Here is a 12804-nt window from a genome sequence, read left to right as displayed (position 1 = left end):
CACAGCAGGATAGCTCAATTGGTTCATTAGCAAGTTTTTGTAATGAGTTTTTCAGGACGCCTCAGTGAAATCACCCGGGACAGCTTTCTTTACAGCTCCTCCCTGCTAAAAGCATTTTCTTTTGTGCGCTTGCGAACGCTGTAATCGGTATTGTCAGGTGATTTTTCAAAGGCGATATAGGAGTGATAATGATCCAGCTGAGGTTGTATGGTTGTACCGGTCAGGCTGCTAAGAGCTGGTGGGTCAGGTAGTTGAGCTGGCCAGTTATAGGCATTGAAGGCAAGGAACGTTTTGCTTTCAAAAGGTAGCCGATTGGCGTCACACTTAAATTTGATAGAGTAATACTCCAAAATGTCTTTCGGTTCTTCGCTTTTGGAAGGCAGGGTAATATAGCGCCACGCATTGTCCGGGGTGCCGTCGCGTAAAGGCAGGACTGCAAAGCAGTGGGCTGATCTGGGTCCGATGCCTATGGGGAGCTCCATGGATGCGAGTAAATTAAAAGTCCCCAGTTTATCCTTGTAAATATCCAGACTGTCTATCGTTTCATTGCGACCTGCCTCCAGGAACGAATAGCCTAAGCCGAAGGAGCGGAAAAAGGCGAAATAGCCTAAGCCAAAAGAGCCTAAGCCAAAAGAGCCTAAGCCAAAATAGCCTAAGCCAAAATAGCCTAAGCCAAAATAGCCTGACCAGTTATTTTCATAAAACAGATCTCTGGTATCCAGATCAATGATGAACAGGTAGCGGCCCTGTGCGACAAACAGCCAGTTTTTTTTAAAAGCGTTGTTAAATACCCTGCTGAATAGTAAGTAAACCGGGTATCTGGTTTCTGTGCCAATCCAGCGCCATTTTCTGGTGGGAAGCTCGATGGGGACAGCTGGTTTGCCATTTTCAGCAATGATTACATAACCATTAGGGCAGGCAAAGGCAAACTGCCCATTGCCCAGCGGTTGATGAAAAGTATTTGGAACCGGACGGTTTGATTGATCAGAGGCCTCTATTGAGCAGTGATCAAGAAGGCCTTCAAAAACGACTTCCCAGTGCTTATTTTTTGCATATTCTATAACGACCGCATTTCCTGTGGTGTCCATTCCGGCAAGCTGGTGAACAACATCCGCATGAGTGTTTGTTGAGGTACTCGAGAATACAGCCGTTAAGAGCAGTGCGTAAAATAACCTGTTCATTGAACTGAGCCCGTCTGTCTGAACGTTTTGCCAAACCTGATTGTGGATTCGAAAACTCCAGTAAAAGGTAGTTCAGTTTATGGGAGGACACACTCTGTTAGCGATAACTGTTTTTTGGGAGGCATGCGGCGGGAGTCCAAAGGAGGCACTCAATCAGCCATGAGCAGCAGTCACATGACTGACTGAGAGAGTTCTGTTGTGATGAGCTGGAAGTAGTGGGCGATTCTACTGTTTGAACAGCTCGCCCAGTTTGCTGGCCAGCATCATATTGCCTTCGGTGCGTAGCTTGCCGGTCATAAAGGCCTGCATGCCATTCACTTCGCCGGTCATGATGCCGACAAAGGTGTCGGTGTCAGCAATCAGGCTGACGCCAGGGTTATCGCTGGTGCCTTCAACGATGGCAAAAGTACCGTCGTTTACGTCGATATGAAATGGATCACCATCAGTGATATCGAACTGGAAGACAACGTTGAGCCCAGCGGCTGCATCGGTATCAAAACGCCCGGACAGGTCGCTGAGGACTTGCTTCATATCTGCCATTACTATTTCTCCGTTGTTGTTATTGTCGCCCCCTGACATTTCCATAAAATGCCGGGGACATTTGTTTCTGCTCTTGAGCAGAGTTACCAGTAGCCTGTTAAATTATCGAGAGCCCAGCTTGTCAGCAGTTAACAAAGCCGCCAGAACCGCTTCTGCAGTCACTTCAAAAGGCAAGTTATGAATGGTTTCGCCTTCTGCACTGGCTGCTTCCGCCACCGGCATCAGTTTTTCTCTCGTTACGTCCGTCACTCCCAGGTCGGCCAGACAGGTAGGCAACCCAACTGAACGACAGAAATCAATGACTTCCTGAATTTCAGGCAGCGGTGCATTTTCCAGAACCAGCTGAGTCAGGGTACCGAATGCTACCTTCTCTCCATGCTGCATAGAGTGAGTTTCTTCCAACCGGGTCAGGCCGTTATGGATAGCGTGGGCTCCGGCTATCCCGCTGGATTCAAAACCGAGACCACTAAGCAGGGTATTAGCTTCAATAATATTCTCAACGGCTTGGGTGCAAACACCGTTTTCGACGGCCAGCTTAGCTTTCAGGCCATCTGTCCGTAGTGTTTCGTAACAAAGTCTGGCCAGAGTCTGTGCTGCCAGGGTAGGAGCCCCGCCCGCCATGGTCGCGTTCCGGGATGCTGCCACATTTGCCCGGGCTTCAAACCAGGTGGACAGTGCATCGCCCATACCGGAAACCAGCAAACGGGAAGGGGCATTAGCAACAATCTGCGTATCAACCATGACCATGTCCGGGTTTTTGGGCAGCAGTAAATATTCGCTGAACTCACCTTCCGGCGTGTAAATAACAGACAATGCGCTGGTTGGCGCATCGGTGGATGCTATGGTTGGCACCACAACCACAGGGAGCTTGCAGTAATAGGCAACAGCTTTGGCAGTATCGAGTACTTTGCCGCCACCTATACCCAAAAGCACATCTGCACCGGCTGACTGGCAGACACCCTGCAGACGCTCGATTTCCTGCCGGGAGCACTCACCATTGAATGTTTCAAAAACCAGCTTACAGTTGTTAGCTGAAAAGCTGCTACTGACACTACCTCCAACCAGCCCTGTGACAAAATCGTCGGCAATAGCCACAGGCTTGCCGCCAAAGTTTTTCACGTAATCAGAAATCCTGGCAAGAACACCTGCACCCTGAATATATTTTCCGGGAGCAATGATAATCTTATCCATGGTTGACTCCTTAATTTCAGCTCAAAAACTACGGATGAATGTCAAAAATCACACAGGCAGTACTTAATTATTCCCGTGCAGGCGAAGAGCATCCTGTACGGCTATAAACGCCTATTTAGTGTCGTTTATAGAGTTGCTTATAGCTCTACCTTATAGGTCGTGACAAAGGTGAACATAAGGTGTTTCGTTAGATTTATGGTGCTCAATATTACAGCATAATTCCCATGATTACATACGGCAGTCGTTCTTATTTGACTGATTATTCGCTTCGATACTGTTTGACGTTGATTTTGAAGGTTTTGCATGGCTGACTATTAGCCCCGGCTCTAGTATGATTTTCAGACCTCAGGCATACGACACTAAAAATATAATAAGGTGAATAAAGTGGAAGGCGTATTCCAATCTGACCATGTTCTGCTGAAGCAGCAAGAACGTGTTTTAACCATCACGCTTAACCGGGCTGAGAAAAAGAACGCCCTGAGTGGCGACATGTACAAAGCCATAACCTCGGCGCTGGCTTACGCGGCAGCTGAAGAGTCGGTGTACGCTGTGCTGGTGACCGGCAGTAACGACTGCTTTACGGCAGGCAATGATCTGGCTGATTTTATGCAGTCTGAGCTGGGCAATAATGCGCCGGTCATGTTGTTTCTCCGGCAGCTGATTGATTTTGAAAAACCATTGGTGGCTGCGGTCAATGGTGTGGCCGTGGGCATTGGTATTACCATGCTGCTGCACTGTGATCTGGTCTATATCGGTGAAAACACCCGCTGTCGTCTGCCTTTTGTGAACCTTGGGCTGGTGCCGGAAGCGGCATCCAGCGTACTTCTGCCTAATATCATGGGTCATCAGAGAGCCGCCGAACTGCTCATGCTGGGCGATTTTTTCGATGGACAAAAAGCCGCGAGCTACGGCATTGCCAATCAAGCCCTGCCCGATGGTGATGCTGTTACGCAAAGGGCAGTGGAACAGGTTAACAAGTTGGCTCAGCAACCAAGGGAAGCATTACGGTTAACTCGCAGGCTGCTGAAAAAACGTGAATACGATCCGGTGGAACACCGTATTGGCGAAGAAGGGATGATATTTGCCAAACAGCTGCGTTCAAAAGAGGCACTGGACATTATGCAGGCATTTTTTGAGAACAGGTGACAGGTAAAACCGTCAAATTAAAAGACGACGGGTGTTTTATCCAGAGCATTGCATGGGGTAGGGTATAGAGAACAATAAAAAATCGCACGGAGAGCGTTATGTCGGATCGTTTTATTCTTACCGGTGGAATGATTTGCGACGGCACCGGCCAGGACGCCTATCAGGGTGAGCTGCTGATTGAGAACGGCGTGATTCAACAGGTACGCCGGGGCATCACAGATTCAGTTGGCAGTACCCCCAGGGTCAACTGTCAGGGTCTTGTTGTGGTGCCGGGCTTTATTGATATCAACTCAAACATGGATTTTTATGCCGGTTTTGGCGGTGCGACTTATTTTGATGGCTTTACCCGGCAGGGCGTCACCAGCTTTGTTACCGGGCAGGGAGGCTATAGCCCATTTGCGATTGCAGCTAACAGCCTCAACCAGTCATTATTGAATCACCCCCCCTTTGATATTGGACAGATCGAGCAACCTTCAGGTGGATTGCGGCAGTTTCATCATCATCTCAGCCCGGACATTCACCATCAGCTAATTCCCATGGCAGGACATGGTAGCTGTCGTTTATCCATTGCGGGTTATGACAATCGACCCCTGAATGGAAAAGAGCAACAGCAGTTGCTGGGTTTGCTGGAAGAATCGCTTCAGGATGGTGCAGCGGGACTATCCATAGGGTTAGGTGAGCGTCCCGGAATGTTTGCCACAAAAGAAGAGTTGCTGGCAGTGGCTCAGCTTGCCCAGCGATACGACAGGCTGTTACGGGTGACCGCCCGGACCCAGATGGCGCAGTCGGGTTATTATTCACCGGTTTCCCTGGGGCGACACAATCTGAAAGCTATTGATGAAATGGTGATGCTGGCTCGTCAGACCGGGGTAAAGCTCCAGTGCTCACACCTTGCATTTCCCGGGGACAGAACCTGGCACACCTTTGACTCAGCTCTCGACAGTATTTATCAGGCCAGTGAACTCGGTGTGGATATTCAGTTTGATATTTCACCCCACAGTGTTGCAATGACAATGCTGATTAACCTGCTGCCCCAGTGGTTTGTGGGGGATTGGCAGCGGAATCTGGAATCCAGTCTGCAACGATACCGGTTAAAACTGGCGCTGGGCACGAACTTTACTTTGTCCGGGTTCAGTTATAATGATATTAGGCTTGTGTCGTCTGTTTCTGACAAGTATGAAAAGTATGAAGGCGAGCGTCTGGATGCTATTGCCAATGCAACAGGTCAGAATCACTTTAATACGCTGCTGGATATTTTAAGCAAGAGTAATGGTCAGGCTCGGGTTATGGTTTACGAGCGTTATGGTGTCGGCATGGTACGACAGTTGATGGGGAGTGCGTATTCATTGCTGGGGTCCGGAGCTGTGCCTGAACCGCTTTCCGGTGTGCATAATCCTTCAGCTGCGGCGGCGTTTCCCAGGTTCCTGCAAATCGCCCGTAATAGCGGCGTACTGTCCATGGAGCACTGCGTGCGCAAAATGACCGGCGCCGTGGCTGATCGTGCTGGCGTGCGGGACCGGGGTTATCTGCTGAAAGGTAAACGAGCCGATATCACCGTGTTTAACTGGAAGAGTTTGATGGACTTGACCGACTTTGCCGGTTATGACGCTCAACCTGATGGTATTGAGCAGGTGTATATTGGAGGCAAGTGCATGCTGAGGAACTCGCAACTGATTTCGGCAGAAAGCGTTTCCAGCAGTGTGTGATACGGGTTCTTTTTCCCGGCAGGCCGAGGTAAAGTAGCGCACCTTTTTTTCCCTGCGGGGATGGTGTGATGAAATCAGCCTGTGACTCAAAACAGCCTTTCTGGCTGCAAAAAAACCTTGATGAAATGACCCCTCAGGAATGGGAATCCATATGCGACGGTTGTGGACGTTGCTGCCTGAACAAGCTGGTGGATGAAGACGATAATATTCTGACCGTTGCCGTCGCCTGCAAACTGCTGGACCTGGACAGCGGCTTATGCAAAAACTACAAGCACCGTCGCAAGCATGTACCGGACTGCATTAAGTTCACTCCTAAAACCCTGCACGAGCACCTGAAGTGGCTGCCCGACAGCTGCGCCTATCGTTTGCTCTATGATGGTTATAGTCTGCCGGACTGGCATCCGCTGGTAACAGGAAACCCTGAGTCAGTACACGACGCTGGATTTTCAGTGCGGGGTAAAGGGTTTGTGTCGGAAGACGATGTGCCGGTAACACAGTGGCACGATTATATTATTTGTACGGGCTGAATTGTCCGGCGACAGTGACTTATTCGGAGATTCTGACTTTTCTTGCAGTAAGGTCAGGATCTAAAAAGCCCTTGTAATAGAAAAACTCTTTTGTCGTCTTCTTCTCATAACTGACTTTATACAAAAGCACAAAAGGCAGACTCTCGTGACTGTGCCGAACCCTGCCATCCGTATTCCAGCCAATAAACCGATGAGACTGATAAGCCCCCAGCTCATTGTCCAGTAGCGGTAGAAAATGGTCCTTTTTATTGCCGGTGGCGGTGAGCACATGTCGGTCCATCTGAATCATCAGACTATCTTCCCTGGCTATGCCGTCGGCAAAATAGTCATTGACTTCCTGCTGATAGAAATACTGAAAGCTGATGGCAGCAGTCATTAACCCGGCGGTAAAAATCAGCATCACTGTCATGCAGCGCGAAAGAAGCGAGCGTTTTCGGTTGCCTGTCATAACCCGCTGTTTAATACCCATAATATGCCTCCTGCCATTAATCAGGCGTATCGGACAAAACGGCGAAACAGTTAGCTGAAAAATTGACTCAGTAAGCGCTTGGTGGTCTGCTATCAGAAGGGGTTTCCACGAAGCAGGCAATACGCTGGATATGCAGACCGGGGAAGTCTTTTTCTTTGATGCACTGGAATAATCCCAAAAAGGCAACAGGGTGACTACCCTTAATTAAAGGTCGAATTAATCGAGCCGAAACATTCAGCAGGCACTGCTTTCAGTGGTTAGCTGATGACACTCAATGATCGAGGATGAGAAAATGAAGACAAGGATGTCTGTTAACAAGGGTTTTACCCTTATCGAATTGATGATCGTTGTGGCGATCATCGGTATTCTGGCTGCGGTGGCGATTCCGCAGTATCAGAACTATACCCGCAATGCGACTGTGAATGCGTCTTTGACGGAAGCGAATCAGTATAAGACCGCTGTTGGTATTTGTGCGCAAACTAATGCAATCCTGGGATGTACTGCTGGCAACAATGGCATTCCGGCTGCTCCGAATAATACAGTTACTTCCGTTGCAGCTAGCGGTGTAATTACTGTAACCCCTGGTGGTTCCTATGCTGGCTCTACCCTAACGCTTACACCAGATGATACTGGTACTATTTGGCGTTTGACTTGCACTACGGCTACTGCTGATACAGCTGACTTATGTTCTAACCCTGAAGTAACAGGGCATCCTGATTTTGGTAGAACATTGCCTACACCTTAATTGGCTATTTGAAAGAGCAATAAAAAAGGCTGGTTTTCCAGCCTTTTTTATTGCCTGCCTTGTAGCTGTTGTTTAAAAGGCAGAAAGCCTGTCAGCGCCGCCTTCTCGGTTTAGGTGCCTCCCGGGCAGGTTGGTAGCTTTTCAGTCCCTGGTCTCCCGTCAGAATTTCCACCTCAATGGTGCTGGTACTGGCATAATGACTTTACTGCTCATTACTGGCTGCCTCCCCTGATTGCTGTTCCTGTTGAAGTGCTTTTTCAAGCTTTCCCTGGCTGGAAAGCGTGCCAACAGGACCAGAGGCCAACAATTTGGGGAGTTTTGAAAGGTCTTCCAGAAGAGTCAGGCGACTGTGTCCAAGTGTATTATCACGGTGACTAATGGTAATAAAGGGCGTCATTTCCAGCCCCAGACGATCCAGTAATGCCGGATTATGTGTCGTTACCAGAATATCAATATGACGCTGCTCACCAATAGACCGCAATACATTCAGGAGAACATTGGAGCGAGAAGGATGTAGTCCATTATCAATCTCCTCGACAACCAGAAGACTCTGCTCCGGGCGAGTCAGCAGGGCGACCAGAATAGCCAGGAATCGCAGGGTTCCATCCGACATCCCCCTGGCATCCACCGAGATTTTTTGATCGCCCCACAATTCATCACAATACAACATAGCGTCTGTATTGAAACGACCTACAGCTTCCGCATAAATCCGGCCAATATCCTTCTCCGGCAGCAGGCTGACGTGCTTTGTCAGGGTCTCTTCAATCTGTTGTTTCTGCGCCTCATCAAGAGCGGCAATAACCCCGGCGATATTAGCGGCATCACTATCCAGTTCTTTGGACAGTGGGACATAGTTCCTCATATGGGAAGGAATAGGGTCCAGAATAAAAATACTTTTGAGTGCAGCGGTGATTGTCTCGACACCTTCGACAATATCTTTCCTGAGGGTCTGCGAAAAAGCTTCCGGATACAGCTGGCTCAGAATGGTTGTTTGCCGGGCGGAAGGTCTGGGTTTACCTTGTTTCCTGTTATAGAGGTGGGCGGTGATAGCAGGCGCATCAGGCGCACAATCATCGGTTCTGATGAGAAAAATATCAGAAGAAACCGTTTGAGCCCTAGGGCGATACTTTACCCGTCTCAAGCTTTCAGATGCAATCCGGGGAGTTCCTTCAACAGAGACCTCCAGTCGATAAATAAACTCGCTGAGCTCACTGCCTCCTGAAACCGTTACCTCCAGAGCGAATTGCTTTGTTCCGGAACGACAAACCCAGTCAGTACTCCCACGCAACCCCGGAACATTGCTGTCTCCCTGTAAAATAATGCTCAAAGGCATGCCAGACGCACTGCGATTTAAAAACAGCAACGCATCCAGAACATTAGATTTGCCACTGGCATTGGTTCCAATCAAAACCGTGAGGGGATCGATATAAAGGGTCGAGTCTTTAAAGCTCTTCCAGTTTTCTACCCGGATTTGTTTTATCATAAGGTTTTCCGCCTACTGTTCGGTGACAGGTTGTTTTATCCCTGCTCTTCCTGTGAAAAATTGCTGTGAAAATAAAAACAGACACCTGCTGGCCTGCGGCGTCACACCCCTTCATTTCGCATACCAAAATGAATTTTACCAAGTACAGGTTGTTGAAGTCTTTCACGACTATAAAAAAAGAAGTGGAAGGTGGTTAGCTACTGTTCAGTTATTTAAGTATTTTAATCAACGCCCGGTTTTCCGGTTTCTGTAAATAACGCCTGAGCTGATGAATGGTTTCTTCCCCAACGTCTGCTATCGCCTGAAGCTGTTCATCCTTTGCCTGATGCAGACTGTCCCAGTCAGAAAACGCTTTTCCCAGTTTTGCGGAGCGGGACTTGCCAATATCCGGAATGCCCAGTGCCCGAATCTGTTGTTCGAAAGGCAGCGAGCCAGCCTGGTCAACGGCAGAACGAAAATAACCGCTCTGTTCCCGGCTGCAACCCGCTTCGTGCAGTTGCTCTCTGCTGAGGGTTAAAATGTCAGCCAGCGTCTTTAATTGACCGCTGTTGACCAGATTGTGGATAACAGGCTCATCCAGCCCCGGCAAATCCAGCCGCTTATTGAGCCATTGAATCCGGGCAGTAAACTGTTCTTTGCAACCCGGCACCAGAGACAGGCAGGTAAATGAGCTGTATTGCTCTGAATCTGGCAGAACCGGATGTTTTCGCTGTGAATCCCTTAGCACTACCTTATTGAAGGTTGGCGTAGCAGAGCCTTTCAGGGCAATAGAAATCTGGTCGCCAATGGCAATGTCTCTATTTTGCAGGTTAGCCAGACTACCCATAGACACTCTGGAGATGGTTCGTTCGTTTATCTCAACCGGCTCAAATACCAGCACTGGCGTGATAGTTCCGGTTCTTCCCACCTTGAACTCAATATCCCGGACGGTAGTGACCGCCACGTCAGGAGGAAATTTCCATGCCAGCGCCCAGTTTGGTGCATGGGTTGTTGAACCCATTGCCTGCTGTTGAGCAGTGTTATTGGCTTTTAGCACGATGCCGTCCAGTAAAAAGGGTAAACGGTTTGCCTGCTGTTGCAGTTGCTCACGTTTTCTGATGACTGCTTCAAGGTTTTTTACGGGTTCGGTAAATTGCGCAGGAAGATCAAAGCCCAACGTATAGAGCTGGTTAACCGCTTCAGATTCGGATCTGGCCGGTGTTGGCTGCCATAGCCGCCACGGGAAAAAATCCAGCACTTCCAGCGCACTGAGTTCCGGGGTATTGCTATGAATGATCCCAGCCACAAAATGACGGGCGCTGGAGTAGCGACTCTTGTTGTGAGTCTTTTCATTCCAGAGATCAAGGCGGACAAACAGTTCGCCATGTAAGACGATGTTGGAGTCGGTGGCAGGCAGTTCTTCCGGAATGGTGGGAATGGTTTTTATCTTCGCCAGAATGTTCCTGCCCATTTTGCCGTTGCCACGGGTAGAGGCTGATTCCAGTTTGCCGTGACGGTAAACCAACTCAACGGCTATGCCGTCAATTTTGGGTTGCAGGATTACGCCGGAGTGGTTGCTGTCACTGTAAACCTGTTGTAGAAACTCATTAATGTCTTTTTCGGACTCGGCCTTGTGAAGGCTGCCCATGGGATAGACATGACTGACAGGGCTATTAGAAGGGTTGCCAGACTCCAGCCGTTCAGAAGTGTTGGTGTTCAGTTGAATGTCCGGAAAACATTCCGACAGGCTTTGCAGACGTTTAGCCAGCGCATCAAACTCGTGGTCGGATAATACCGGCCTCTGCAGCACGAAATAGAGCTGGTTGTGGTGCTGGATTTCCTGGTTAAGCTGTTCAAGCTTCTGACGCGCCTCCTGTTCGGACCATTCAGGGCAGCTGGCTCGTGCTACAAAGGGCGCTATTAAAGGAATGAGCAATAACGGTGAAAAACGTTGCATGACGGCCACATCCGTTGGTGTTGCTGTTTTATTATCCGCCAGCCAGTAATTGCTTTAACTCCCGCTCAGCCTGCCTGTCTTCGGCTGCACGAAGCCTTTCGACGGCGATTTCCTGTTTTTTGATCTGTATGTCCAGATTTTGCAGGGCTTTTTTAGTGGTTCTTTCTAGCTGTACGGCTTTAAAAAAGCGGTTTCTTGCTGCGGTAAATTTCATAGAGCCCAGGGCGCTTTTAGGGCTTAGCCCTGCCTTTATACTGATCGCGTTAAACTGCGTCCACGTTTTTTCTTTAAGAGCTGTTGCCCGGCTGACGGCATCGTTAAGAGTGGCCCGGCTCTCATTCAGTGCCATCAATTTAACCTCGGCATTGTAAATCTGCTCCTGAACAGGATCAGCTTTCAGCAAAGGGAGGGTTGGCGTTTTTGCCTTGGGGCTATTACGGGGCGTTACAGGTGCTCGTATCGAAGCCAGCTCTGAAGCCTTTGCCTGTCGAATGCTTCTTGAATGTACCGGGGTGGGTTCAGGTTTGTCGTACTCAATTCTGGCATCCTTAACAGGACTTTTGCCGGAGGTTTTCCTGACACTGCCAAAATGCAGGAAGCCTTTCAGGGCTTTGGTTGCTTTTGAGGAAGCCTGTGTAAACCAGTTTCCGGAGGTGCGGGCTGCGCCATTAACATTGTCAGTCATCGAATGCTTTCCTTCCGTCGTAGAAATCTGCCGTATGACTTTTCATTTATGATGTTGTTAATGTATCGGTCGGGGGGAGGATAACTTGCAGGTTGGGACGAGCTTTATCGCTCGGCCTAACCTGTGTTGCAGAATGGATCAGGAAGGATAACCGTCCGGATTCTGAGACTGCCAGCGCCAGGCGTCGCTGACCATATCTTCCAGTACTTTCTCAGCTTTCCAGCCCAGCTCGTTCAGGGCTTTGTCCGGGTTGGCGTAACAGGCGGCAATATCGCCGGCACGACGATCGGTGATGTCATAAGGTACGGCTTTACCTGAAGCCTTCTCAAAAGCGGCCACCATATCCAGTACGCTGTAGCCTTTACCCACGCCCAGGTTCCAGGCAGTGGCTCCTTTGGTGGTGCGCAGCTTTTCAATGGCACGGACATGCCCGACAGACAGGTCAACCACATGAATATAATCACGTACACCGGTGCCGTCGTGAGTCGGGTAGTCGTTACCAAAGACCCGCAGTTTTTCCAGCTTGCCAATAGCAACCTGTGATACATAAGGCATCAGGTTGTTGGGGATATCGTTAGGGTCTTCACCAATCATACCGGACGGGTGAGCGCCAACCGGGTTGAAATAGCGCAACAGGGCAATGCTCCACTCGTTATCAGACAGGTACAGGTCACGCAGAATATCTTCCACCATGAGTTTGGAGCGGCCATAAGGGTTGGTGGCTGACAACGGGAAGTCTTCCATAATCGGGAGACTGGCCGGGTCGCCATAAACCGTGGCGGAAGAGCTGAAGACAATACGCTTTACATTGGCGGCTTTCATGGCTTCGCAAAGAACCACGGTGCCGTAAACATTGTTGTCGTAGTAATCGAGAGGAATTTCACAGGATTCGCCCACGGCTTTCAGCCCGGCGAAGTGGATAACCGCCTCGAAATCATGTTTGCTGAACAACTGGTTCAGCAGGTTGCGGTCACGGATATCCCCATTAACGAAGGTCAGGCTTTTGCCGGTGATCTCCTGAACCCGACGCAGGGACTCTTCACTGCTATTGGTCAGGTTATCCAGTACAACAATATCGTAGTTGTCGTTAAGAAGTTCGAGACAGGTGTGGCTACCGATATAGCCTGCCCCGCCTGTTACCAGAATTTTACTCATAATGGGTCACTCCGAAAGGTTGTCATCATGATGACGTGAT

The 12804-nt window shown here is 49.4% G+C and carries 12 protein-coding genes; 4 read left to right on the top strand and 8 right to left on the bottom strand.

Annotated elements, in window-relative coordinates:
* Window positions 1-89: 89 nt before the first annotated feature.
* From NX720_RS06030 to NX720_RS06020, 3 genes are all read right to left on the bottom strand, one after another.
* Window positions 90-1181: a hypothetical protein gene (locus NX720_RS06030; protein ID WP_262600067.1), complete on the bottom strand. Its 1092-nt coding sequence runs from the start codon at window positions 1179-1181 to the stop codon at window positions 90-92.
* A gap of 225 nt (window positions 1182-1406) precedes the next feature.
* Complete coding sequence (locus NX720_RS06025; protein WP_262600066.1) at window positions 1407-1766, bottom strand: SCP2 sterol-binding domain-containing protein; 360 nt, start codon at window positions 1764-1766, stop codon at window positions 1407-1409.
* Window positions 1767-1823: 57 nt separating this feature from the next.
* A complete protein-coding gene (locus tag NX720_RS06020) occupies window positions 1824-2912 on the bottom strand; it encodes a glycerol dehydrogenase (protein WP_262600065.1) in 1089 nt (362 codons plus the stop codon).
* A 384-nt stretch (window positions 2913-3296) separates the two neighbouring features.
* Between NX720_RS06020 and NX720_RS06015 the strand changes: the two genes are divergently transcribed.
* From NX720_RS06015 to NX720_RS06005, 3 genes are all read left to right on the top strand, one after another.
* Complete coding sequence (locus NX720_RS06015; protein WP_262600064.1) at window positions 3297-4058, top strand: enoyl-CoA hydratase; 762 nt, start codon at window positions 3297-3299, stop codon at window positions 4056-4058.
* 98 nt (window positions 4059-4156) lie between these two features.
* Window positions 4157-5764, top strand: a complete 1608-nt coding sequence (locus tag NX720_RS06010; protein WP_262600063.1) for an amidohydrolase family protein — start codon at window positions 4157-4159, stop codon at window positions 5762-5764.
* A 68-nt stretch (window positions 5765-5832) separates the two neighbouring features.
* Window positions 5833-6291, top strand: a complete 459-nt coding sequence (locus tag NX720_RS06005; RefSeq protein WP_262600062.1) for a YcgN family cysteine cluster protein — start codon at window positions 5833-5835, stop codon at window positions 6289-6291.
* Between the two features lie 19 nt (window positions 6292-6310).
* Here NX720_RS06005 and NX720_RS06000 read toward each other — a convergent pair whose 3' ends face one another.
* Entirely contained in the window at window positions 6311-6691 is a 381-nt protein-coding gene (locus NX720_RS06000; RefSeq protein ID WP_262600060.1) for a hypothetical protein, read from the bottom strand.
* 343 nt (window positions 6692-7034) lie between these two features.
* Between NX720_RS06000 and NX720_RS05990 the strand changes: the two genes are divergently transcribed.
* Window positions 7035-7505, top strand: a complete 471-nt coding sequence (locus NX720_RS05990) for a pilin (RefSeq protein WP_404831052.1) — start codon at window positions 7035-7037, stop codon at window positions 7503-7505.
* 202 nt (window positions 7506-7707) lie between these two features.
* On the opposite strand, the gene NX720_RS05985 is transcribed toward NX720_RS05990, so the two are convergent.
* From NX720_RS05985 to galE, 4 genes are all read right to left on the bottom strand, one after another.
* Window positions 7708-8988 (bottom strand): AAA family ATPase, encoded by a 1281-nt coding sequence (locus NX720_RS05985; protein WP_262600059.1) that lies wholly within the window; start codon window positions 8986-8988, stop codon window positions 7708-7710.
* Window positions 8989-9196: 208 nt separating this feature from the next.
* Window positions 9197-10924 carry a helix-hairpin-helix domain-containing protein gene (locus NX720_RS05980; RefSeq protein WP_262600057.1) on the bottom strand — a complete coding sequence of 576 codons (1728 nt, stop codon included), beginning with the start codon at window positions 10922-10924 and terminating at the stop codon, window positions 9197-9199.
* Between the two features lie 31 nt (window positions 10925-10955).
* Window positions 10956-11609: a hypothetical protein gene (locus NX720_RS05975; protein WP_262600056.1), complete on the bottom strand. Its 654-nt coding sequence runs from the start codon at window positions 11607-11609 to the stop codon at window positions 10956-10958.
* Between the two features lie 138 nt (window positions 11610-11747).
* A complete protein-coding gene (gene galE, locus NX720_RS05970; RefSeq protein ID WP_262600054.1) occupies window positions 11748-12764 on the bottom strand; it encodes a UDP-glucose 4-epimerase GalE in 1017 nt (338 codons plus the stop codon).
* Between the last annotated feature and the right edge of the window lie 40 nt (window positions 12765-12804).

Source organism: Endozoicomonas euniceicola (genome assembly GCF_025562755.1).
Classification (GTDB): domain Bacteria; phylum Pseudomonadota; class Gammaproteobacteria; order Pseudomonadales; family Endozoicomonadaceae; genus Endozoicomonas_A; species Endozoicomonas_A euniceicola.
The sequence above is the reverse complement of the archived record's forward strand: the minus strand, read 5'-3'. Positions and strand labels throughout refer to the sequence as shown.